The organism is Patescibacteria group bacterium, from assembly GCA_041650895.1.
GTDB lineage: Bacteria > Patescibacteriota > Patescibacteriia > 2-01-FULL-39-33 > 2-01-FULL-39-33 > CAISTG01.
The window spans coordinates 526,741-549,240 of the sequence record JBAZKF010000001.1; the positions used below are offsets into that span (position 1 = coordinate 526,741).

The window sequence follows — 22,500 nt, forward strand, 5'->3', positions numbered from 1 at the left end:
ATAACCCTAATCATCAGGTACTTAAAAGAATTTTGGTGTGTTTTTGTCACCATGCCAAAATGTTTACGCATTAAACCTAATAGAAAAAGTAATAAAATTACTCTTACTTTTGGTAATGCCTTTATAAATTATAACACAAAACGAGTCAGAAAACGAAATTGTTATCCACAGATTTATAAAAAAATGCTCCGTAAACTGCGGAACATCTTTTTAGTTAATATTTTAGTTGGGTTTTAGCCGAATAATCCTTCTTTATCTTCTGGTTCTTTTGACTGCGTCGGCTGATTATCAGCGATCGGCGGAACATTGGTAAATTGACTCTCATTAACCGGCCTTGTTTCTTCTGAGACTTCTTTAATAAGCGTATTTTCTGAGGGCACGGCCGATTGATCGGTTTCTTGAGTCTCAACTGCTTCCATTATTTGTTCCTTTCCCTGTTTTAAACCGATATTCTGTTTAACCACGGCTTCGGCCGCGGTCTGGCCGGTTAAATCGATTATTGGGGTCTTAGCTTGGGCATAGCCGTCCTTGCTGGCAGTCAAATAATACTTATTATTTTCCGCCAAAAACCCATATTCACCGCGATTATTAGTCACATAGAACTCCAACATACGGCCGTATTCGGGAGAGAAAATCCTAATCACCGCTTTGGCCAAAGATTTCTTATTGGTCAAGTCATAAACCCTGCCCCAACTGCGTTTTCCTTTGGGTTTATCGGCTAGACGCTTAAAAATCAAAAGTAGCGATAGATGTAAAGCTAAAATCAAAGCGGAAAAAATAGAAGGATAAATAAAAGCATAGATAAAGGCCAAAATGGGACCGATTAAACTAAGACTGGCCGCCCAATACCCCTTGCGAAACTTCGCTATAGCCTGTTTATCTGTTATCGCCAAATTCTTATCCGAATCCAACGGAATATTCGGAGCTATCGTACCCATTGAACCGGCGGGAATATTGATGGTTTCACCAAAATACAAGTCCAGATACTGGCCATCTGACTTTTTGCCGGCTAAAATCTCCGAGGGATAAATAAAACCAGACTTTTCAACCCTAATGACGTACTGGCCTTCCGGAGCAAAGAAAATAAATCTTCCGAATTTATCAGTTACCCGAGAAGTCACTAAGCGGTCAGTCGCCTTGTTGTATAAGCGGACCAGCGCCAAATCAACTGGTTTCTTGGTGATAGAATTGAACACTACACCCCAATCCTTACGACGTCGCCGAAACAAGAAAAGCCAAGGTTGGGTAAATAAGAATTGCAAAATAGAGAAACTCCAAAAAGGCACAACTAAACTGACATTAATCAAGGCTAAGCCCACGGTTACCTGAGCGATTATTTTGCCCATCGGCGACTGGGCGATATCTCTGATCGGCGTTAAAAATTCCGCCATTGCCCTTAGTAAAGCGACGCCTGGCAGTTGTTCTATGATTTCTAACGGCCTAACCAAAGCGACTGACACTAACCAACCAGATACTTCCGCCAACTGAGCTCCAATGGAATCTTGCGCGGAAAATCTTAAATCATAACGGCCGGCCGGTATGGGAGAAAATTGAGCGGCATAAGTATTACTGACGGCATCATAGGTTAAAAAATAAACATAATTATTGACGGCCGAGGATAAATCCATCTTGATCCTATCCGTACCCCCGGGAACTTTATCGGCGGCGATATAAACAGTGATCATCCCACCGTCAGCAGAAACAGTGACCGTACCATCGGCGGAAAAAACACTAATTGACTCATCTTGGCTAAAAATAAAATCGCCTAAATTGATCTGTGGCGGAATGATTGGCGGAGTCGTCGTCGGTGTGGTGGTCGGAATAATCGGCGGAGTAGTGGTCACAGTGAAGGGCACGCCATTGATGCCGACACCACTGGAATAAAAACCAAAAGAATTAAAAGAAAAAATCGAATAGTAATATCTGGTACCGTTAACCAAGCCGGGATTAGCCAGACTGACTCGCCCGTCCGGAACTGACTCGCCCAAACCGCTGTATATGGCTATACCGGAAGTTAACGAGGGGTAACCCAAGGTAGAGCGACGGATGTACGCGCCGGTAAAATCCGGCTCCGCTGGGTTGCGCCAAAATAAAGTCAAGATACTGTCACCCTCAACTATGCTCAAATCAGTCACATTGGATGGTGTGGTTGTCGGAGTGGTAGTAGGAGAGCTTATGGGCACACCGCTAATACTGGCGCCGGAAGCAAAATTACCGATAGAATCATAAGCAAAAGCAGTATAATAGTATCTCGTGCCATTAATCAAGCCGGTGTTTAAAAAGCTGATTTCCGGACTGACGGCCGGCTCGCCCCAGCCGTCATAAACCAATACGCCCGAAGCTAAAGCGGGATAATCAACGGTGGAACGCCTAATAGTGACGCCGGCAAAGTCAGTACTGGTGGGGTTCTGCCAGAATAGGGTTAATCGGCTATCCCCGGCTACCAAACGCAAGCCGTCAACGTTGGCAATCAAAGCCGGCGTCGAAGCGCTCTTAGTGGTAAAATCATAATCACCCGTCTGAGCCGATCCGCCGGTTGTATTCTGGCAAGCAAGATAGAAATGATATAGGGTTGCTTGACTAAGAGAGGTTATGGATGATGAATGGGCTGTTACGGGTGATACCTCAGCGGCTTGACCAGTCAAATAATCGGTGGTGGTACCCCAATGCAACTGACAATAAGCGGAACTATTAGTCTGCCAAGTAATCGTGGCTCCGCTAATCGTAGTCGTGGCCACTCTAACATCAGAAATTACAAAACCACCGCCGCAATCAGTGCAGGGAGGCGGGCAATCACTGGGACAATTATCATTAGTTTCTCCGGTTTCGCAAACGCCGTTATTATTACAGACGGAGGCAACGACCGACACGTCAACGCTAAAACTGTCACTGGAGGTTACAGCCGAAACCGTCAGCGGTAAAAGAGCAAGAAAAAGGATAAAAGCTATTTTTTTAACCGCTGGCATAATTAATTGGTATAGGCGGTAAGAGTAACAGTGGCGCTGTAACTGCCTGCCGATTGATTGACGTCAGCGCCAGCCTCGGCACGCAATTTAATGGTTGTGGCAGTACCGACAACATCAGCCGCCGCTGATTGAGCAATGGTTTTATCGCTGGTTGTCAATTCATCCCAACAGGCATTGGGATTATCCGCTACTCCGCCGATATTGCACGTCGCTCCGTCATCCCGATAGGTGGAAGTAATATCTGATCCTTCGGGAGTAAAACCAAAACCCGAAGCGGCAGATGTTACCGACCAGGTATAATCAGGATCAGCGCCGGCCTTAACGTAGTCAGCAAAGCTGTTTATCCCAGAAACCAAGGCGGGGGCTGACCCGGCTTTAATCTGCAAAGTATAACCAAGCGCGCCGCTGGTCCTAACCGTCGCTATAGTGGAGCCATTGGCTATACCGCCTAAAGTTGAATTAATTGAAGGCGAAAGCGAAACGCTGGAATCAGCAACAGTTAAAGCGACATAAGTTGTTTCATCCAACTGCTGGAAGCCGGCGTTAGTTTGGTAAGTGGTGCTGGTGGAAAGACCGGTACCGATTTCACCGCCGGTTTGCTCTAAATCATAAGTGGTGGAGGTACTTAATCCGCCGATAAAATTAAGAGAATCACGTTGCAACTCATAATTGGTTGACGACATAACATAAGCCCAAACCGGCGAAGCGAAAGTAATTAAAAAAACAGCGATAATTAAAAAAAATATTTTATTTTTCATATCGTTTTACTCTTACTCCGGCGTCGTTTCAGCCAAAAGATAGCGCTGATTACCGCAATAACCGCGACAACAATTAGAATCGTAAAAATCCAAGACGGTAAAACCCAGAAACCAGCATAACTCTCGGTATAACTCTGGCCATAACCGGGATTCAATAATAATTTGACGCGATACCAGCCGAATTTCGGCTGAGTGAACTCTAATGTCTGCGTTCGTGTCGTTTCCGGCATGACAAAGTAAGCGGGAATCTTTATTTTCTCTTTAGTCTGTCCTAAAAAATTCAATAAGGATATTTCTCCGGAGGGGTTTAAATAAATATTTCCGGTATTCTTAAAAGAAAAACCGACTTTAACCGGGGCGGAGCTATTAAGGTTTTTCTCTGCTTTAAGGCCGGTTAATTCTCCTGATTCCTCAACCGCACCGCTGACTCGGACAAAATAGAGCGAGGCTAAGCGCGAAACCGGCTTGACCCGTCCGGCGCTATCTTCCGAATCCGCCACAGTAGGGGCGACTACACTGATTAGGACTGCGCCATAAAGCCCGCCAGGCGGGGCATCAATAGGCACCTTCACTTCTACTGGCAGTTCCATTCGTTCGCCATGCAGCAAGGAAAAGCTCATTACCTCTGGGTGTAAAAAATCCTTTAGGGAATATTGCCCTTTCTGCGCGCCCAGGAATTCCAAATCAACACCACTTTGAGCGGTAAAATCCTCCACAGCCACAGAAAAATTCAAGGGTTGGCCAGAACGATTGATGACCGCCACTAAGGTTTTCTCGTTTTGTCCCGGGTTCAGACGTAATTCTTTTTTTCCACCTTCCAGAACAAAATCATTAAAATTTCCTACGTTGGTTAGCGGAGTGACTGTATAAGCGGTAGAGCAAAGCGGAGCCAAAACCAGCAAACAAAAAGTTGCCAGCCAAATTGTTCGTTTAGGCATAGATATTATTTAACTTTCAATTATATTATAACACAGAAGCCGTGAGATGAGAAAATTATTCAGCTTCTTGTCGATATGCTGACCAAACCAAGAAAATCAAACCGCCGACAATAGCGCAGTCAGCTAAATTGAAAATAGAAAAATATCGCACATCGATATAATCAATCACGCGGGCGTAATACAAACGATCAAGAAAATTAGACCAAGCGCCGACCCAAACCAAAAGCAAAGACAACAATTGCCCACTGTTTTTACGACAAAAAAGTATTAGTCCGTAATAAGACAGTGCCCCAAAAGCCAACAGATATAAAATGATTATCAGCCAATAGTTAACCGGTAAGCCGAAAGCTACGCCAGAGTTAAAGGCCAAACGTAAACTTAACCATTGGCCAAGAGGAAAAATGACCTCGGACCAAGAGTGAATAAACAGCCATTTAAGGCCGCGATCAAATATAAAAACCGCAATCGGCGCCAAAAGGGTAATTGCGGTTTTGAGATCTTTCATCATAAATCTTAACTTTGGCCTTTGAGCGATTTCTTGCAGGAAACGCAAGAAGTGGATTCGGGACGGATGGCTAGACGCCCGGCCTCAATTTCTTTGCCGCAATGCTTGCACTTGCCGTAAGTGCCTTCGACAATCTTCTTTAAGGCCTTCTCTACATCATGAAGATTATCCTCCAATTCATGTTCCAATGAAAGATTAGTGGCGTAATCAGAAACCTCAGAAGCGTTATCTTCAATTGACTGGCTATTGCCATAATCAGGAAAATCAGCGTTAAAATTGACTTCATCGCCTTCAGCGCGAGTGCCAATAGCATCCAAATGCTTGATGATCTCCGCTTTTTTGGCCTCGAGTTGTAATTTGAATTGTTGCAGTTGCTGATCATTCATAACATTATAAATAATACTTAAAGATAGCATAATTATATTATGCCTGGAGAATTATGTCAATCTTGGATTAAACGCACCAAGGCGGCAAGCGCTGCCGTTTCGGCGCGCAAAATTCTGCGTCCCAAAGTGACAGTCAGACAGCCAGCTTCCTGAGCCAACATAATCTCTTCCGTTGACCAACCACCCTCCGGACCGACGAACAGGTTAATTTTTTCTTCCAAATGATCTTCCAAAAGACGATTTTCTTCACCCTCGTAAGCGATTAGGCGAATACCACCCTCACGACCCAATCCTTGCAGGGCCTGGCTAAAAGTCAAAGCCGGCGCCACTTCGGTTAATACGACGGCTCCGCACTGTTCCGAAGCTTCTCGTACTATTTCCCTAAAACGCTGTAATTTAGGCAGGCGCACTTCACGAACAATAGAGCGCTCGCTAATAATCGGCACGATTTTGGCTGCGCCTATTTCCGTGGCTTTCTGCAACACCCATTCAAATTTATCAGTCTTAAGTAATGATTGGTACAATGTTATCCGCCGTTCCGGTTCGCGTAAGCCCGGTTTCTGGTCAATCAACAAAAACCTGGCCTCATTCTTGGTCAACTTAATCAACTGACCCAGATATTCCCAGCCGGAATTATTAAACAGTAAAAACTTATCGCCTTCTTTGGCGCGCAACACATTGGCTAATTGCCTGATCAAGATTTCATTGTCGCTAATCGCGTAATTGTCGCGAAAATCTTGTAGCGGTATATAAAAACGCTGCATAGGCGAATAACAATTGAATAAAAATACTTAATTTGCTATGGTTAATTATAGCAAAATATGACAAAATCTAAAATCCCCCAACTAATCAAACAAGAAATAGAACGCCAGAAGAACGGACTGGTAATGATTGCTTCGGAAAATTACTGCCCGCAAAACATTCTAGATGCCATGGGTACGCCCTTATCCAATAAATACGCCGAGGGCTATCCGGGCAAGCGTTATTATTCCGGAAATAAATACATTGATGGAATAGAAACAGAAACGCAAAGATTGTGTCTGAAAATATTCAATCTCAAACCGGAAAACTGGTACGCCAATGTCCAGCCTCATTCAGGATCATCAGCTAATCTGGCATGTTATTTGGGTTTGCTTCAGCCGGGCGATAAAATCATGGCTATGGATCTCTCTGCCGGCGGGCATCTAACGCACGGCTCACCGGTCAATTTCTCCGGTCAACTGTTTAAATTCATCCATTACGGCGTAAATAAAAAAACAGAGCGATTAGATTATAACACTATCGCCGAATTGGCCAAAAAAGAACGGCCCAAAATGATTGTCTGCGGGGCCACCGCTTACCCGCGTTTAATTGATTTCAAAAAATTCCGCCGAATCGCCGATGCCTGCGGGGCGTTGCTCTTAGCTGATATCGCTCATATTGCCGGATTAATTGTCGCCGGAGAACATCCTTCACCCTTTCCTTATGCCGATATTGTCACCTCCACCACCCACAAAACTTTAGGCGGACCGCGCAGCGCCTTTATTGTTTGTCGCGCCGATTTGGCCAAGGCGATTGACAAGGCTGTCTTCCCTGGCTTGCAAGGCGGACCGCTGGAGAATATCATAGCGGCTAAAGCTCTATGCTTTGAGCGGGCGTTGTCAAAAAATTTCAGCAAGATACAAAAGCAAACCATAACTAATGCTCGGATGTTGGCAGAAACCCTAAAGGATTCCGGCTTGCGCCTCGTTTCCGGAGGCAGTGATAACCATTTGCTTCTGGCAGATATGCGCTCGACCGGCCTGACCGGAAAAACCACTGCCGACGCCTTGGAACGCGCTGAGATTTATGCCAATGCCAATATGATTCCTTATGATCCGGCCAAACCGCTTAATCCTTCCGGTTTACGTCTGGGTACAGCCGCTCTTACGACGCGCGGAATGAAAGAAAAGGAGATGAGGCTGATCGGACTTTGGATCGCCGAAATCATCAAACGGCCGAATGATGAAAAACTGACAGCGAGAATAAAAAAAGAAGTCCGTCAACTGACGAAAAAATTTCCGATTTATTAAAAAATTGTAACAAATAAAAACGAGCCGTAACTCACGCGAGTTACGGCTCTTTATTAATGTGCTATTTTAATCTTAGGCCTCTATTCTCTTCAATCGCCGAAAAATTATCTTCCGGCGCGGCAACTATCTGTTCTTACGCTTTTTCTGCAGCTAACGCTTTAGCCATATCATCAAGAAATTTACGCCAGCTGCTGGGGAAAGCCATATCCGAGGGCAAACGCAAATCAGCCCGGGGACTGGCGGATAATGTTCCCACTTTGGGTCCGTTAGGACTGGCATCGCGTTTGAACTGATTTTTCAACAACTGATGTAAAAAAGTTTCCAACCACTTAAGTAAATCTTCTGGTTCATAAACACCCTTAAAAGCTTCACAAACCAACTGAAATAAACGTCTCGGCGAATTGCCGGCGCGAATAAAATGATACATATCAAAATCAAGCGCCGGATATTGACCGATTATTTCTTCCGTAATTTGAGAGATATGTATTCCATCTGACTTAACCAACTCAGCCGAGGCTTCTTTGTCTAAGATATGATAGATGATTGACGAAACTTCGGGGCCGAATAACTGCTTATCGGCAATCCATTTCAACAACTTATTAACCAAAGTTTTGGGGATGCCGCAATTGGGGTTGTACATGCTCATCTGATCACCGTTATAGGTGCAATAACCCAAAATGCTTTCCGACAAATTGCCGGTACCGATAGTAAAGCCCAAATCCATGACAGTCTGCGTTCGTTCGCGCGCCTGAGCATTCTCGCATTGCAGACAATTCCAGCAGGGCTCATGGCCAATAGCGCGCAAATGAGCGGTAACTTGTTCTTCAATCCCGACTTCCTTAAAGGTCGCGCCTAAGGCGTTAATCAAGTCAACGGCATCCTGGTAGGTTCCAGTAGGTCCGAAGGTCGTCCCTGGTCCAGGCATGGTTACGGCTGTGATTTTTTTCATATCCCAACCGCCGTAACGGCAAGCCAAAGCCAAATTAAGAAAAGCTAAGGTTGAATCGCGACCGCCGGAAATGGCAATCGCCGCCTTAAGCTTCTCCGGGTCAGGGAAGACTCGCCGCAACCGCTCAAACAAACCGATTGACGCGATTATGAGAATGCGTTCGCAACGTTTATCCAGAGTATCGGGATCACCGGGCACAAACGGATAGGAATCGATTTTCCTCAGCCAATTCTTATCACCGCAAATACTCAATAAATCAATGGGCACCGTCCGCGCCTTATGCTTCCAACCCCTTAGCGTATTAGAATTACTCTTATTGCGCAAACGCTCGTTATTTAAACGATGAATATCCACATCTGCTACCAATAATTCAGCTTCTTCTGCCTTATATTGTCCGCCAAACAGCGGATTGCTGTTGCCGGAATTAAACGGTTGGCGTTCCGCCAGAATACTGCCGTTCTCGGCAATCAGGCAGTGCCCGCCAAAAACCGTTTCAGCGGTGGACTCGCCTTGGCCGGCCGAGCAATAAATATAAGCGCAGACCGAATTGCCGGAAATCGCCTTAGCCAAAATATCACACCGATAATCCTCCTTGCCCACCAATTCATTAGAGGCCGACAAATTAAAAATAATATTAGCTCCGTTATCGGCATGAAACAGCGAGGGTCGCAAATTAGCCCAGCTATCCTCACAAATTTCCCCGGCTAACACGCCCAAACAACCCCCCCCGGACGTAAGCAAAGGAAAAATCAAATCGTTGCCTATAGGCACAAGGGCAGTTTTATCACCCCAAGCTGTAGGCATGGAGATTTCCGTGTCATCACCCAACAAGGAAGCTGAATTAAACCAACGATTTTCGTAAAATTCACCGTAATTCGGTAAGAACGTTTTGGCAATCACCCCTATAACTCGCCCATAATGGCAAACCGCCGCCACATTAAACAGCTTATCTTGAAAATACACAGGCAAACCGATAAGACTGATCAAATTAAATTCGGATGTTGCTGTCAGATAAATCTGTAATGCCTTCAGGGCATCGCTAAGCAGTCCGGCATTAAGGAAACCGTCACCCAAAGAATATCCTGTCAAATTCAATTCCGGAAAACACAGCACATCAACGTGTCGCGCGATCGCCTGATGAGCGTAAGAAACGGCGATTTGGGAATTCTTTATCGCATCGCCGATAAACACCCTGGGTACAGCCGTAGCGACGCGCAAAAACCCCATTTGCCGATGATCCAATTTCAAACTAAGAGGCAAGTTTCTTACTGGCATTCTTTTATTCTCCTTCCACTCAAAATTCTTCTTTCAAGATTATTTCTACTATCGGATTGCATAACGATTTGATAAAAACGAAATCCGACCCGATCAGCAGTTTAATGGCCGCGGGACAGGAGTCTGTGGTGTAAAGACGGTTAATCAATCCTTGTTCGTGAGCTTCAACCAGCCTGCTAACGGCTTGGGCATTAACAGCGGCGTGAGGCACGACCAGATTGATCGTTGCCGCTCCCTGGGATTCCAAAATCTTGGCACATTCAATCAAAGTGCCTCCAGTCCGAGTCAAATCATCAACAATCAATATATTCCGCCCTTGCACTTCGCCCTCTTTTATGGTGACGATGCGCTTATCGTCTTGCCTAATCTTCTGGCAAGTGATTTGCCGAAAATTACCCAATGTCTTGCCGAAACGCTTTTGCGCCCCCTCGTCGGGAAATGCCACTGACCAATCATAAAAGTTTTTTGATAGATAGGGAATGGCTGATTGCAAGAAAATCAAAACATTATCGGAAAAATAAAATTCCTCGCGCAAATCATGAATGTCAAAAATAAAAATCCGGGGTGTTCCGGCATTGCCCGGTATAGCGTCAAACATTCGAGCCAAACTCTTGGCCGTAACAATGTCGCCGGGGCTCATTTTCCGTTCCATGGTGCCGGTGGGGTAAAAAGGTAAAACCACGTTGAGTGACCTGGCGCCATAGCGCGGCAAAGCCCATAAAACGGAAAACTGGCGGAAAATTTCCAGCGGATTTTCCAAGGAAGCAAAAAACCAAACGTGTTTGTTTTTCACCGCTTCAGCGTCTATGGACGTATCGGGGAAACCATCGGGAAACTCACCCCACCTGATGGGAGAATACCCAACCGGATAATGCTCAAGGGCTTTTGCTACAGCACAAGCGAACCCTTCCATGATCGGACAACTCAAAATAACAATATTTTTAGTAGGCATGGTTTCTATTCCTTTCTGGTTGCGTTGTTACTGCTCACATTAAGTTGTAATGTTCTCAGACTTTCTAAGAACAATCAATTTTTAATTGCTCTAGTGAAAGGCAGAGGCGAAGCAAATCGCCTCTGCGTAAAATTAACTCAATCTAACTAATAGCGCCTATTGCCTTTAGAATAAAACCTCGGGGAAAATGGTATCGTCGTCTTCTGGCAGATAATACAAATTCGAACAAGCGCTGGATCGTCCTGCAACTAACTCCGCGCCCTTGATCTGATTTTCCTCTGGCACATACACTTGCGGGCGAATCAGCCAAATCGGCTTATGTTTGGCAAAAAAATTATTATAAAGCACCCGGCAACCGCGCAACTCATTACCCGCCCTTTTTCGCAAATGATACCAATACTGAAAAGCTTTGGTCTGCCAAATATGCAACGGCACCTGGCATTCGCCGCCAGTTCTTAAAGCGCCTCGGCCCAACATGCCCAAAGCCAACTCAATGGTCTTTTTCAAAGTATTCGCCGTAGGAATTTTATATTTTACCGCTTTCTCTAACAAATACTTCATGCGGGCGGCATTTTCAGGCGCGCCCAAAACAACTTTGCCCGATTTCATCCACTCGCCAAATTCCACGTTGGTGGTCAAGGCCGGCATATGTTTAAGCTCTCGCGGTATCCAGAACAGGATTACATCGGCGCGATTGAGCCCCTCGTCTTCCCAATCGATTTGAGCCTGACGATTGACGTCTTTGCGGAAACCGCCGCCTTTCTTTTCCGGATCGTAAACCGTGCCGGAAAAACCTAATGACTCCAGAATGGCGAAAGCGCCGAATTTCCAAGACAACCCCTTCTCGTCTCGCGGGATTGGTCCGGCCAAAAACACCGACTTAATCACCTGCTCAGGAAACGATTCTTGGCCGTGCACGATAGTAAAACCGTATTTTTCAGACATCAATTATTTCTCCTCTTCGGTCGATGGCGAAAACTGCTGATACTGATTAGCCAGAGCCAGCAAATCACTGTCGGAATAGATTGTTCTAATGATTTTCTCCCACTCATTACGCGATTTGGGCAGACACCAAGGGCAGACAGAACGCCGCCAAACATAATAAGGAGTAATCTGCCCCGTAAACGGATCTTGGCGCGTGTAATGAATAACCTGGCAATTATGGATACGATCAAGCGGATCTCTGGAACCGTCCAATTCAACATATTGAAAAGGAGTAAGCCGTTCTAGACGAACTATAAAACACCACATCACTTCACCATGATTAACCACGACTACGTTACTCTCCGAACATTCGCGATGGAACGTCCCCAAAACCCGATCAGCTCGCATACAGGCATTAGCCATGGATTCTCCGCCAAGAGGCGACCAATAAAAACCATTGCCATTGCGATTAAGTAGAATCGGACCATACTTCTCACGCCGTTCATCATCAGGCAAAACACTTAATTCTCCCCATTCACGCTCGCGCAGATTATAGTCTATTTTCCAATGGCCGTTTAAACCCAATAAAGCAGCGGACTCGCCGGCGCCAAACTGGGAGCAGTCGGAGCCGAATACCTTAGCGGGAAAAAAGGTTGGGGAGAAAAAATTAACACTGAAAAATATATTATTGATCAGGAGGCAGAGGCTAATGATATTTTTGAAAGATTCAAAGAGTTAGAATCAGAAAAAACAAATTCATCGGCATAGGCATGATCTATTCCTCCTTATTGTTAGATTGATTTTAAAGTGCTGCTTCCTTCAAACCAAGACGCCTACTAAGTAAGCGGCTCAGGCAAAGGGCGGAACTGTCAAAATTTTTGACAGTTCCGCCGGTTAAAATTAAAAAGTGCTTTTACGACGACCTACGACAATACCGGGATTGGCGCTTCCGAAGCCATCAGTAAGTGCATCTGCTGATAAACCCTTTCAGTCACCGCCACCTTGAAAGGCGTTGGATTTTCCGGCCGCAGATGGTCTTCGCGCATTTCCATTTCAAACTGCTGCCTGATATACGCTTGAACGGCCAAAACGCCTGGGGCAAGAGAATCAAAACGTCGGCCATTAAAAAACACGAGCTGATGCAATTCCTTACAAGTGGCCGGCTTAACTTTGCAACGAACCGTCTCATTGATCGGATCGCGGCAAAGAATCTCATTAGACGCGCGGATCGACTGGAGCACTTCATCATATTCTTCATCAGCCACCAAAAGATCTAAAATGGCTTTCCCGTCCGCGCCATACAAACGAATCGCTCGTTTGGCGCCGGGAATCGTCATCTTGTCGATATTCATTGACAGTTTAATGACCGGGCGATTGCCGATCTGCACCAGCTTATACACGCCGCCCAGAGCAGGACAATTTGCCAAGCGGGTACCGATGCCAAAATGGGTGATGTGATGCTTCTGTCTGCGAAAACTCCATAAAATGGCTTCGTCAATATCATTAGACACTACAATCGCCTGTTTGGTGAAGTCACAATGTGCGGCTGGCCGATATTTCTTAATAAGCTCATAACCGCCGTAAACAATATTGGACAGATATGCCAAGTCGCCGGAATCCAGACGAACACCCAACGGGGTGTAACCGCATTCAGCCAAAGCCAGGGCGACCGCCAGATAATTGGGCAAACCCGAAGTCTCCACGTTATACGTGTCAATTAAAGCCAAAAACCTATCGGGATTAGCCCAGGCGTAATCAATGAATGCCGCCAATTCTCCCTGATTGGTTTCGCTGGGAAAATAACCCTTTAAGCAATCCTGGCGATCTAGGGCAAGGACGGTAAAGTTATAAGTACGCTTTCCGTCCTTAGTGGTTAATATTCTTTGGCATTTCAAGTCTTCCGCTGAATAGCTGGTAACAAAGGAATGAGCGTGCGTTCCGCCGACCGGCAAATGATGAAGCAAACCAGCCAAAACATTGGAGGTGGAATCAAATCCGCCCATCACCGCATAATGCGAAGCGGAAATGGCGCCGTCCGGACCGGGGGCCCGGCGCAGAGCGAATTCCATCAATGTCGCCTCCCAACCGGCCGCATAACGCATGCGCGCCGCGTTCGTAATAATTTGTGTCGGATAATTCGTCGAGTTCAGAAGGGTCGTTTCAATCAATTGAGCCACGCAGACCGGTCCCGCCACACTCACTAACGGCTCTCGTGGAAACACCAAAGTCCCTTCTTCCGGCGCCCACACTTTGATTTTCATCTTCAATGAATTGAACCAGTCAAAAAATTCCGGTTCATAGTGACTGCAAACGGGCAAACTCTTCAGATAACTGATTTCTTCCGGCGTCAAATAAAACTCGGACAAATAATCAAGAATGCGGCCCAAACCGGCAAATACGGCGTATTGGCCGCCAAATGGAGCGGTGCGGTAAAACAGATCAAACACCGCATACCGTTCTTCCCGGCTGGTTTTCCAATACGTGTAGAGCATGGAAATCTGATAAAAATCGGTCAAAAGCGGGGAAATTCTTAATGGCGATCCTTGTTCATTCATTACTCATTCTCCTTTTCTGCTGTTAATTGCGGATAGATTTTCAGCATAAACCATTGCACCAAAGTAAAAGTTTTCAAGTCGGGATAAGGCATACAACTCAATTCCTTAATGGAGATCCAACGAACTTCCGTACTTTCCCCTTCCGCGTCTAAACCAAAACTCGTCCGGCTGTGATCAAATTCATCATCATTGAACTTACCATAACCCAAATGAAGGCGCTCGGTAATAATTCCCGGCGAGGTGAAAAGAGGAGTGCCGAAATTAATCAACTCAAAACGCCCGGCGACTGTCTCCAAGTCAACCAATAAGCCCAACTCTTCCCGAGCTTCACGAGCCATTGCCCAGACCACCGTTTCGCCTTGATCAATGTGGCCGGCTGGAACCTCCAGTATGGGCGCAATATGATTCGTGGCAAATATTGTTGCCGGACGATCTTGCATAACCATAGCTACGGCGCGCCGATCGCGATTGTAAACCAGAAACGCCACGGCGTCTTTCTTTTCCACAACCTCCTGCTTTCTCCCGGTACCACGCCAGACCCTGATCCAACCATTATAAACCAAATCATAGGCCTCACTCAAAACGCTCTTCACTCCGCTTTGATCGCTGTTGCCATTGTCCATAATTTGTTCTCCTTCTTTTGTTCGGTTAATGTTTCTATTGCTAATCAAATTTGATAACCGTAAAGTCCGTTAATCTTGATATACTTGGCGATGTTGGGAGGAACTGACTTCTCCCAATCACAACAATTCCCGGCAATTGAAGCGCGAATTTGCGACGAAGAAATATCTATTCCCGTATTCAATGAAGCTATTTTAAATTGCCAAGGCAGTGGCAAGTCGCCTAATTCATAACCGGGCCGGGGATAAACCAGCCAATGCCATCTCTGGCAGGCAAACAGCCATTCGCCTCGCTTCCAACGCGCTTGAATCTCATTCAAACCGCCGAACTCCGGACGCGGTATTACCGAGTCTGAGCCGGTCAGCCAAGTCAGCTTAGCTTGCGGATATTTTCTTACCAAAAGTTCCAGCCAATCTATAGTCGCCGTATTACGGCCGAAGATATCATCATACCAGACTTGAAAATTAATCGGACTGCTTGACATTTGACGAAAATCATTAACCATCATCTCGGTCATGGCAATCCTGTGATTAATACAATCGGAACAGAACCCTGCCGAGCTGTCGGCGCACTTTGTGCAAACCGCCAAATGCTTATCCGGCCGTTCACCGCAAGGAATCCAAATCATCAAGTCATAATCAGCTTTTCTTTCACCTCGCAAGACATCAGCCAAAATAGCCTGATGCCCGTAGTGGGGCGGATTAGCAGAACTGCCACCGATAATTATGCTTTTGGGATTTAGCATCGCTATCTCCTTCTTTAGCCCGTCAAGACCTTACGTAGACGGGTTGTTTCTAAGATTTAAAGTGCCAGTCTCCGACTATTACGAGTCAGAAACGAAAAACAGCGTTCATCTTAATCATCTTAATCAACGCTAATTTTCAAATTTATCTAATTTTAGACAAAAAACTAATCATAAAGGCAATCACGAACATTACGGTTAATATCATCAATAGATAACTGCCTAATTTATCACAAATTAAGCCAAAAGTCAAGTTTTAAGCAAAAACTAAAAAGGCCCAAAATTGGGGCCTCAATGAGTCTGAAAAACTACGATATTTACTAGCCGGACTACCTCCCGCATCAATGACTAAACCAGCTGTTTTTTAACTTCCTCTATTACACTTCTTTCCGCTTCGGCCAGGGTTGTGCCGGTTAAAACGAACTTAGCCACATCCTTATTGCCGGACGGGTTGAATTTACGCGCCAGAAAGATCGCATCATGATTTTTGATCGCATACACCAACGCTTGCACCACCGGGACTTCACCTCGCTTATCCTCATACATCAACACTACGGCCTCGGTACGCGGCATAGAAACAATTAATTCGTCAATCACGTCAGACAACTCTTCGGGATTAGTGGCGGTCTCCAAAAAATCCTGCGTAGACAAAACCGACCAAACAATCCGATCATCCAAATCATTATTCAATCGCGACAAGACGCGCCCCCACAACTTTAAAGTGGACAAAAATCTGCTTTGATATAAATTCTGCACAATCTGATCGCGACGCGCGCCCTTGGCAATAAGCTCACCGGCCAAAGTCAAGGTCTTAGGCGTTACCTCCGCCGTCTTAAAATTCTTAGTCGCCATAATAATGCCGGAAAGAATGTAAGTCGCCAAATTATCATCAATCAGCGTCGCATCATAACCATTAACCAAATCATAAATTATTTCTGAGCTGGAAGCGGCGGCAATATTGACTAAATTAATGTTGCCGTAATATTCATTGCTGGTGGCATGATCAATATTGATCTTGGGCACGGAATAAAAAAAATCGGTATTCTTCAAGTACAACTCACCCAGCGACTCCAAATCCGGCGTATTAATCAAAAAAATCAAGTCATATTTATAACCGGAAACCGAAGAAGCGATGTTTTCCGGAGTCAGTTGGCCTTCCTGCGGCGTAATATAAAAATTCAACCGGCCTTCTTTATGATCGTACTGAAACTCCGCCAGACCGGTAGAAGTCAAGTCCACTGAGACGATAAACTTTTGCAGATTACTCAAACTCTTCTTGACCTCGCCGGCCGGCAAGTGCGCCAAGTTAGCCGATTGCTTGAAATCATGGCAGACAATATCCGCTTTCTGACCCAGCTTGCGTAAAAAATCAGCCAAAGCCAAAGCGCCGGACAAAGCGTCTCCGGTCCAATCCTTCCTGAATACGATTAGTGTCTGCCGAGACTTTTTGACAAGCTCAAAAACCTGCTGTTGTTCATTTAGGGCCATTTTCTGCTGTCTAACGTTTAAGTCGCATTAATCTCGTGTCAATTGCACAATACTTCATTGTAGACAAATTACCGGCCATTGTCAATAGACGCATATTAAAAAATAAAACCCTTGATTCGGTCAAGGGTGGTTATTTTTAGTTATCGCTTATTCAATCATCATCCCGTCGCCGAAAGAAAAAAATTTATACTTCTTTCTAATCGCTTCATGATAGGCGGACAGAATCTTCTCTCGGCCGGCAAAGGCGGAAACTAAAACCAATAAGGTTGATTTGGGCAAATGAAAATTGGTAATCATGGCGTCTGTAAACTTGAACTTGTAACCGGGATAAATAAAAATATCAGTTAGGCGGTTGCCGGCACGCAACTGGCCGGAGGAATTAACCGAGGATTCCAGAGTCCTAACCGCGGTCGTACCTACGGCAATGATTCTGCGACCATCGGCCTTAGCCCGATTTAATCGTTTGGCCGTAATGGCGTCAATCTCCGCCCACTCCGTATGCATTTTATGTTCCAATAGATTATCAACCTTGACTGGTGCAAAAGTCCCAAGCCCCACGTGCAAAGTCACATACTCGATTCCCACGCCGCGCTTTTTCAATTGCCCTAGAAGCTTTTTAGTAAAATGCAGACCGGCGGTCGGCGCAGCCACCGACCCCGCTTCTTTAGCATAGACCGTCTGATAATCCTCTAACTTAGCAACTGTCTTGATATAAGGTGGCAAGGGCGTTTCACCCAAAGCGAACAGTTGCTGGTCATTGGCATTGAATTCCATCAGCCAAGTCTGATCGCTATCCTTCTTTGTTGCCAAAGCTGAAATATCTTCAGTCAGGACAATTTTCTGCCCCGGTTTAACTTTACCTCCCACCAAACACTGCCAAATATTTTTTTGTTTGTTAACTCCTCTTATTCTTTTCAATAAGAATATCTCCACCCGACCACCCGTATCTTTTGTACCACGCAGACGCGCCGGAATAACCTTGGAATCATTAAAAACCAAAACATCATCGGGCCGAAGCAAACTGGGCAAATCAAAAAAGTGCCGATGCTTGATCTGGCCCGTGATTTTATCCAAAATCAAAAGCCGCGCGGCATCACGCGGTTTTATGGGTTTCTGGCCGATTAATTGCCGAGGTAAACGGAAATCAAATTTATTCAGTGGTATTGTGGCTGTTTTTGGCGGTTTCATCTAAACGTTGAATTAAACGGGAAATTTTGATCGGGTTGTTAATGCTCACCAAAACAAAACCGGGATCCTCGCCGGCCGTTTCCACTTTAACATCGCCGTAATTAAAGATGGTCTTAAGCAACCCTTTTTGATTAACGGAAACGTTCTGGATGCGGTAAAGCTCAATGTCCGAAACAGTGCGATTAAACAAACCTTTTTGCGTCCGCAAAATCAACCGTTCGTTAGTCAGGGTATCCACGTCCAAATAGTTATCCATCCACACTGTCAGCATGAATACCATGATTAAAAGGTAATAAGCGAACATTAAAGCCAAAAGCACAGGCATGATTACCAAGTTATCAAAAACTCCTGGAGTAACAAAATTAATGAAAGCATAAATTACCGGCGGGATGACGAACAGTATTAAATAGGACAAAAGTATACCGATAAAAACAATCGGATGTGGCCAGAGATGAGCCAACACCAATTCATTTTGACGTTTATTGGGAACAGCGTTTAAATTTATCATACTTTCTTTATTGTAGTTTTATTGTGATGTTCCAAGCGATCCGTCGCTTTTGATTAATAAGCGACCAAAACAGCAGGGAGTCAGTTATTTGACTTTAATGGAGCCGAAAATATCAGTCAGGCCGGCAAGCCAACTGGCATCAAACAGGGAACGGCTCCAATCCAGAGTGGCTAAAGTGGTCAACGAGAACCAAACCAGCCAAACAGCAACCACGGCATAAACAACCATAACAACGATGTTAAGGGAAGAAAAAAATCCGAATCTGATCAAGTGGTAATAGTTAATCAGGGTGTATAAGATAAAAATCGCCACTACGATCAAGTAGAGCCAATAAAAAACTCCGATGGTTAAAGAAAAATCTAATTGTGAAAACATAAAATCTTTATTTCTTTTTATATAAATTTCTCCTGAAGATTAACCGGCGGGGTAGCGCCCAAATGCCGATAAGCCTCTTCAGCTAAAACACGTCCGCGGGAAGTGCGGTTAATGAACCCCAATTGCAACAAAAACGGTTCAATCACATCTTCAATCGTATCCATATCCTCGGACAAGGCCGCGGAAATAGTGTTCAAACCGACCGGACCGCCATTAAACTTTTCTAATAACAATTTCAAATACAAATGATCGACATGATCCAATCCTAATTCATCAACCTCTAAAAGCTTCAAGGCCTCATTGGCCGTCTCTTCATTAATTTTACCATCTTTCTTGACTTGGGCAAAATCACGAACGCGCTTGAGCAACCGATTGGCGATACGCGGAGTCTGACGAGCGCGGCCGGCAATAATCCCTCTGGCTGTTTCATCCATTTCAATTGACAATATCTTGGCGGCCCGGGAAATGATTTCGCCGATTTCTTGTTTGTTATAAAAATTCAAACGGAAAACATTACCGAAGCGATCGCGCAAAGGCGAAGACAGACCACTGATCTTGGTGGTTGCTCCGACCAAAGTGAATTTAGGCAGATTAAGCCGCAAAGTCCGAGCCGACGGTCCTTTGCCGATGACAATATCCAAGGCGTAATCCTCCATAGCCGGATACAACACTTCTTCAATGGACTTGTTTAGACGATGAATTTCATCCACAAACAGAATATCACCTTCATTAAGATTGGTCAGAATCGCCGCCAAATCACCGGTACGCTCAATCGCCGGACCGGAAGTTATTTTGATGTTGGCGTCCATCTCATTGGCGATAATATGCGCCAAAGTCGTCTTGCCCAACCCCGGAGGACCAAAAATCAAAACATGCTCCAGGGGTTCCTCCCTGGTTTTGGCCGCCTCCATAAAAATCTGTAAATTATCTTTGACCGCCTGCTGGCCGACATATTCGCCCAACGATTTAGGGCGCAAAGTCAAGTCCAAAACAGTGTCATTGCCGTCGTCTTGAGCGGCAATTACGCGGTCCTCCGCTATTTCTGCCATATGGCATTATCTTAACACAAATAACCTAAAAGCCAAAACTTCATATTAGTCTCTTGACAGAAGAATTAAAGTATGATAAGATGATGAATCATCAATTATGATGAGTCGCACATTGATTTATCGGCAGTTGGCCAAAACCAAAACCGCCCCAAGGGGCAAGAAAGGAAAAACGATGACCATTAAAGACCTGAAGAATAAAGCTCTACTGCAAGAACTACTGAACAATCCGGAGCTTTTGGATAATTTAATAACCGATTTGTCACGGTTAATCAGACGCGAGATCTTGAACCTGACCCCGATAATGGAAAAAGTTGGTTCTTTGGTTGGAGAAGCATCTGATGATATTGTTCCGCCTATTACGGACATACTGAATGAACTATTGCCAGCAATTTGCGGTATCGGTGGCACAGCCATAGTAAAAATGAATCCCAGCATCATCGCCTTGATTGAGTTCTTCCTGAACGAAATGGTTGATGTCAGCGAGGGCATTGAAGAAGCGCAAGGACGACTCTTCAATGCGCGGGCGCGCCTGAGGAAAGCACAACTTTACGCATACCTGCATACCGGCGACTTCAATCGTTCCGAAGCTATGGCGCTGGTTCTGGCGGATATGGGCTCAGGCAGTATCATGCCTTCCGCCAACGAATTCATGCAGGGAGCCAAACAGGGAGCCGAAGCGATCAAAGGCATAGGCGGCAAGGTTAGAGCCGCACACCGTGGCCTATCCCAAAAAGAGTAAAAAAGTAACTATAAATCAAACGCACCATACGGAAGCCGCTGGCTTCCGTTTTTATTTTTCAAGCTTTTTACTCCAAATTGCACCAAGTACTTGACAAAAAGTCAAAAATAACATACCATACGGAAGCCGCTGGCTTCCGTTTTTATTTTTCAAGCTTTTTACTCCAAATTGCACCAAGTACTTGACAAAAAGTCAAAAATAACATATGATTAACTGATTTAGAACTTTAAAAATTTAAAGGAAACTAAAGGAACACAAAAATCCAAAAGGTAAGGAGCGCGGAATAATGGATAAAAAGGGAAGAAAAGGAGAAGGAAGAAAGAGAGAATGGATTTCGGCTAAACGGAAAAATAAAAGACCCAAACCAAAGCACCCGGCGGCGGCCATGAAAAAAGCCAAACGCTACCAACCAAGATAGGGAGAATAACAACTATGCCGAAAGACCAGTCGCCCCAAGAGACCGACCCGATCAGGCAGATCATGGCCGATATGAATAAAGAAAGATGCCCGGCTTGCGGTGGCACCGGCAGAAAACGCAACTTGGAAGACCCTTATAACCGCAATCAGGCCGACAGCGTATGCCCGACCTGCGGCGGTAGTGGCAGTAAAGCCACAATCAAAGCCAAACTGGTCAGACCGGTGGCGACGAGACCCCACAAAACACCGGGCTGAAATCCGGCCGAATAGTACTTTATACCCCAACCGACGAGTTGGGGTTTTATTTTTGTTACAAAAAAAACAGCCTTGACAGCTTTTTATCATTACGCTATATTTAAATTAGCACTCTCGCTATTAGAGTGCTAATAGCGAAAATACCTAATTTTAGCCACTTATGGAGGCCAGACAGGAACAATTACTCAAAGCCATAGTTGATGAATACGTCAAAACCGCCCAGCCGGTCGGCTCTTCTCATTTGGTAGAAAAATATTTCCCTGATTTAAGCCCGGCCACCATTCGCAATGAATTGGCAGAACTGGAGAGCCAGGGCCTGATTTATCAGCCCCACACCTCCGCCGGCCGAATCCCCACTATTCTGGGTTACCAGTACTATATCAATTATTTCGTCATTGACAGCCATATTTCCGCCAAGGACCGGCAAGAGTTAAGCGGCCTTAATCTAACCAAAAACCATGAAAGCATCAAAACCTTGGCTAAACAGCTTGCAGGCTTATCCGAACAGACTATTATAATCGCCTTCTCAGCTAATGATCTGTACTACACCGGCTTATCGCACTTGTTCCGTCAGCCGGAGTTCACCAACCTGTCCCTGGTTTGCACTATGTCCGACATTATTGATAACCTGGATCGGGTGATCAATTGGTACTTTCCGCAGGCCGACGAAATGCCGCAAATATTAATCGGCGATACCTGTCCTTTCGGCCGCGACGCTTCAGCTATTATCGCTTTGGCCGAATTATCAGGACAACCCTTAGTCATCAGTGTTCTAGGGCCCCTGCGCATGGATTATAAAAGAAACCTGGGACTGATAAAACACGCGCAAGAATTAATCAATAAAATTAATTAGCACCTA

The 22,500-nt window shown here is 45.2% G+C and carries 23 protein-coding genes; 5 read left to right on the forward strand and 18 right to left on the reverse strand.

Features of this window, described 5'->3' with window-relative positions; translation table 11 throughout:
• Nucleotides 1-233: 233 nt before the first annotated feature.
• The 6 genes from WC473_02570 to WC473_02595 are packed head-to-tail and all read right to left on the reverse strand — an operon-like array spanning nt 234 to nt 6,317.
• Entirely contained in the window at nt 234-2,966 is a 2,733-nt protein-coding gene (locus tag WC473_02570; protein MFA5124684.1) for a carboxypeptidase-like regulatory domain-containing protein, read from the reverse strand.
• 2 nt (nt 2,967-2,968) lie between these two features.
• Nucleotides 2,969-3,724 (reverse strand): hypothetical protein, encoded by a 756-nt coding sequence (locus WC473_02575; protein ID MFA5124685.1) that lies wholly within the window; start codon nt 3,722-3,724, stop codon nt 2,969-2,971.
• Nucleotides 3,721-4,662, reverse strand: coding sequence for a hypothetical protein (locus tag WC473_02580; GenBank protein ID MFA5124686.1), 942 nt, complete (start codon nt 4,660-4,662; stop codon nt 3,721-3,723). Before WC473_02580 ends, WC473_02575 begins: the two co-directional genes overlap by 4 nt.
• 55 nt (nt 4,663-4,717) lie before the next feature.
• Nucleotides 4,718-5,170: a signal peptidase II gene (locus tag WC473_02585; GenBank protein ID MFA5124687.1), complete on the reverse strand. Its 453-nt coding sequence runs from the start codon at nt 5,168-5,170 to the stop codon at nt 4,718-4,720.
• A gap of 5 nt (nt 5,171-5,175) precedes the next feature.
• Nucleotides 5,176-5,583: a TraR/DksA C4-type zinc finger protein gene (locus WC473_02590; GenBank protein MFA5124688.1), complete on the reverse strand. Its 408-nt coding sequence runs from the start codon at nt 5,581-5,583 to the stop codon at nt 5,176-5,178.
• A 26-nt stretch (nt 5,584-5,609) separates the two neighbouring features.
• Nucleotides 5,610-6,317: an RsmE family RNA methyltransferase gene (locus tag WC473_02595; protein ID MFA5124689.1), complete on the reverse strand. Its 708-nt coding sequence runs from the start codon at nt 6,315-6,317 to the stop codon at nt 5,610-5,612.
• Between the two features lie 57 nt (nt 6,318-6,374).
• Here WC473_02595 and glyA point away from each other — a divergent pair, with 57 nt between their 5' ends.
• Nucleotides 6,375-7,604 carry a serine hydroxymethyltransferase gene (gene glyA, locus WC473_02600; GenBank protein ID MFA5124690.1) on the forward strand — a complete coding sequence of 410 codons (1,230 nt, stop codon included), beginning with the start codon at nt 6,375-6,377 and terminating at the stop codon, nt 7,602-7,604.
• 133 nt (nt 7,605-7,737) lie between these two features.
• Here glyA and WC473_02605 read toward each other — a convergent pair whose 3' ends face one another.
• From WC473_02605 to ruvB, 12 genes are all read right to left on the reverse strand, one after another.
• Nucleotides 7,738-9,828: an NAD(+) synthase gene (locus tag WC473_02605; protein MFA5124691.1), complete on the reverse strand. Its 2,091-nt coding sequence runs from the start codon at nt 9,826-9,828 to the stop codon at nt 7,738-7,740.
• 19 nt (nt 9,829-9,847) lie between these two features.
• Nucleotides 9,848-10,780: a ribose-phosphate pyrophosphokinase-like domain-containing protein gene (locus WC473_02610; protein ID MFA5124692.1), complete on the reverse strand. Its 933-nt coding sequence runs from the start codon at nt 10,778-10,780 to the stop codon at nt 9,848-9,850.
• A 165-nt stretch (nt 10,781-10,945) separates the two neighbouring features.
• The gene (locus WC473_02615) at nt 10,946-11,725 is read right to left on the reverse strand and encodes a nucleoside 2-deoxyribosyltransferase domain-containing protein (GenBank protein ID MFA5124693.1); all 780 of its coding nucleotides are present in this window, start codon (nt 11,723-11,725) and stop codon (nt 10,946-10,948) included.
• A gap of 3 nt (nt 11,726-11,728) precedes the next feature.
• Nucleotides 11,729-12,289, reverse strand: coding sequence for a histidine phosphatase family protein (locus WC473_02620; GenBank protein MFA5124694.1), 561 nt, complete (start codon nt 12,287-12,289; stop codon nt 11,729-11,731).
• 338 nt (nt 12,290-12,627) lie between these two features.
• Nucleotides 12,628-14,259: a nicotinate phosphoribosyltransferase gene (pncB, locus tag WC473_02625; GenBank protein MFA5124695.1), complete on the reverse strand. Its 1,632-nt coding sequence runs from the start codon at nt 14,257-14,259 to the stop codon at nt 12,628-12,630.
• Entirely contained in the window at nt 14,259-14,882 is a 624-nt protein-coding gene (locus WC473_02630; protein MFA5124696.1) for an NUDIX hydrolase, read from the reverse strand. Before WC473_02630 ends, pncB begins: the two co-directional genes overlap by 1 nt.
• Before the next feature lie 44 nt (nt 14,883-14,926).
• A complete protein-coding gene (locus WC473_02635) occupies nt 14,927-15,625 on the reverse strand; it encodes a nicotinate-nicotinamide nucleotide adenylyltransferase (protein ID MFA5124697.1) in 699 nt (232 codons plus the stop codon).
• A 345-nt stretch (nt 15,626-15,970) separates the two neighbouring features.
• Nucleotides 15,971-17,110, reverse strand: a complete 1,140-nt coding sequence (locus WC473_02640; GenBank protein ID MFA5124698.1) for a hypothetical protein — start codon at nt 17,108-17,110, stop codon at nt 15,971-15,973.
• Nucleotides 17,111-17,257: 147 nt separating this feature from the next.
• Nucleotides 17,258-18,274: a tRNA preQ1(34) S-adenosylmethionine ribosyltransferase-isomerase QueA gene (gene queA, locus WC473_02645; GenBank protein MFA5124699.1), complete on the reverse strand. Its 1,017-nt coding sequence runs from the start codon at nt 18,272-18,274 to the stop codon at nt 17,258-17,260.
• Nucleotides 18,261-18,806 carry a PH domain-containing protein gene (locus WC473_02650; protein MFA5124700.1) on the reverse strand — a complete coding sequence of 182 codons (546 nt, stop codon included), beginning with the start codon at nt 18,804-18,806 and terminating at the stop codon, nt 18,261-18,263. Before WC473_02650 ends, queA begins: the two co-directional genes overlap by 14 nt.
• 84 nt (nt 18,807-18,890) lie before the next feature.
• Nucleotides 18,891-19,181: a hypothetical protein gene (locus tag WC473_02655; GenBank protein ID MFA5124701.1), complete on the reverse strand. Its 291-nt coding sequence runs from the start codon at nt 19,179-19,181 to the stop codon at nt 18,891-18,893.
• Nucleotides 19,182-19,198: 17 nt separating this feature from the next.
• Nucleotides 19,199-20,230, reverse strand: a complete 1,032-nt coding sequence (gene ruvB, locus WC473_02660) for a Holliday junction branch migration DNA helicase RuvB (protein ID MFA5124702.1) — start codon at nt 20,228-20,230, stop codon at nt 19,199-19,201.
• A gap of 97 nt (nt 20,231-20,327) precedes the next feature.
• Between ruvB and WC473_02665 the strand changes: the two genes are divergently transcribed.
• The 4 genes from WC473_02665 to WC473_02680 all read left to right on the forward strand — a co-directional run bounded on the left by WC473_02665 (nt 20,328) and on the right by WC473_02680 (nt 22,494).
• Nucleotides 20,328-20,969, forward strand: a complete 642-nt coding sequence (locus WC473_02665) for a hypothetical protein (protein ID MFA5124703.1) — start codon at nt 20,328-20,330, stop codon at nt 20,967-20,969.
• A 286-nt stretch (nt 20,970-21,255) separates the two neighbouring features.
• The gene (locus WC473_02670; GenBank protein MFA5124704.1) at nt 21,256-21,387 is read left to right on the forward strand and encodes a hypothetical protein; all 132 of its coding nucleotides are present in this window, start codon (nt 21,256-21,258) and stop codon (nt 21,385-21,387) included.
• A 14-nt stretch (nt 21,388-21,401) separates the two neighbouring features.
• Nucleotides 21,402-21,641 (forward strand): hypothetical protein, encoded by a 240-nt coding sequence (locus WC473_02675; protein MFA5124705.1) that lies wholly within the window; start codon nt 21,402-21,404, stop codon nt 21,639-21,641.
• Between the two features lie 160 nt (nt 21,642-21,801).
• Nucleotides 21,802-22,494 carry a hypothetical protein gene (locus WC473_02680; GenBank protein MFA5124706.1) on the forward strand — a complete coding sequence of 231 codons (693 nt, stop codon included), beginning with the start codon at nt 21,802-21,804 and terminating at the stop codon, nt 22,492-22,494.
• Nucleotides 22,495-22,500: the final 6 nt, after the last annotated feature.

What these genes read in the sequence shown, in the direction of transcription:
- WC473_02580 (MFA5124686.1), bottom strand. Translation starts at nt 4,662, where the DNA reads ATGCCTAAACGAACAATTTGGCTGGCAACTTTTTGTTTGCTGGTTTTG.
- ruvB (MFA5124702.1), bottom strand. Translation starts at nt 20,230, where the DNA reads ATGGCAGAAATAGCGGAGGACCGCGTAATTGCCGCTCAAGACGACGGC.
- WC473_02615 (MFA5124693.1), bottom strand. Translation starts at nt 11,725, where the DNA reads ATGTCTGAAAAATACGGTTTTACTATCGTGCACGGCCAAGAATCGTTT.
- WC473_02595 (MFA5124689.1), bottom strand. Translation starts at nt 6,317, where the DNA reads ATGCAGCGTTTTTATATACCGCTACAAGATTTTCGCGACAATTACGCG.
- WC473_02575 (MFA5124685.1), bottom strand. Translation starts at nt 3,724, where the DNA reads ATGAAAAATAAAATATTTTTTTTAATTATCGCTGTTTTTTTAATTACT.
- glyA (MFA5124690.1), top strand. Translation starts at nt 6,375, where the DNA reads ATGACAAAATCTAAAATCCCCCAACTAATCAAACAAGAAATAGAACGC.
- WC473_02650 (MFA5124700.1), bottom strand. Translation starts at nt 18,806, where the DNA reads ATGATAAATTTAAACGCTGTTCCCAATAAACGTCAAAATGAATTGGTG.
- WC473_02630 (MFA5124696.1), bottom strand. Translation starts at nt 14,882, where the DNA reads ATGGACAATGGCAACAGCGATCAAAGCGGAGTGAAGAGCGTTTTGAGT.
- WC473_02570 (MFA5124684.1), bottom strand. Translation starts at nt 2,966, where the DNA reads ATGCCAGCGGTTAAAAAAATAGCTTTTATCCTTTTTCTTGCTCTTTTA.
- WC473_02675 (MFA5124705.1), top strand. Translation starts at nt 21,402, where the DNA reads ATGCCGAAAGACCAGTCGCCCCAAGAGACCGACCCGATCAGGCAGATC.
- WC473_02680 (MFA5124706.1), top strand. Translation starts at nt 21,802, where the DNA reads ATGGAGGCCAGACAGGAACAATTACTCAAAGCCATAGTTGATGAATAC.
- WC473_02665 (MFA5124703.1), top strand. Translation starts at nt 20,328, where the DNA reads ATGATGAGTCGCACATTGATTTATCGGCAGTTGGCCAAAACCAAAACC.
- WC473_02655 (MFA5124701.1), bottom strand. Translation starts at nt 19,181, where the DNA reads ATGTTTTCACAATTAGATTTTTCTTTAACCATCGGAGTTTTTTATTGG.
- WC473_02605 (MFA5124691.1), bottom strand. Translation starts at nt 9,828, where the DNA reads ATGCCAGTAAGAAACTTGCCTCTTAGTTTGAAATTGGATCATCGGCAA.
- WC473_02610 (MFA5124692.1), bottom strand. Translation starts at nt 10,780, where the DNA reads ATGCCTACTAAAAATATTGTTATTTTGAGTTGTCCGATCATGGAAGGG.
- WC473_02585 (MFA5124687.1), bottom strand. Translation starts at nt 5,170, where the DNA reads ATGATGAAAGATCTCAAAACCGCAATTACCCTTTTGGCGCCGATTGCG.
- WC473_02640 (MFA5124698.1), bottom strand. Translation starts at nt 17,110, where the DNA reads ATGGCCCTAAATGAACAACAGCAGGTTTTTGAGCTTGTCAAAAAGTCT.
- WC473_02670 (MFA5124704.1), top strand. Translation starts at nt 21,256, where the DNA reads ATGGATAAAAAGGGAAGAAAAGGAGAAGGAAGAAAGAGAGAATGGATT.
- pncB (MFA5124695.1), bottom strand. Translation starts at nt 14,259, where the DNA reads ATGAATGAACAAGGATCGCCATTAAGAATTTCCCCGCTTTTGACCGAT.
- WC473_02635 (MFA5124697.1), bottom strand. Translation starts at nt 15,625, where the DNA reads ATGCTAAATCCCAAAAGCATAATTATCGGTGGCAGTTCTGCTAATCCG.
- WC473_02590 (MFA5124688.1), bottom strand. Translation starts at nt 5,583, where the DNA reads ATGCTATCTTTAAGTATTATTTATAATGTTATGAATGATCAGCAACTG.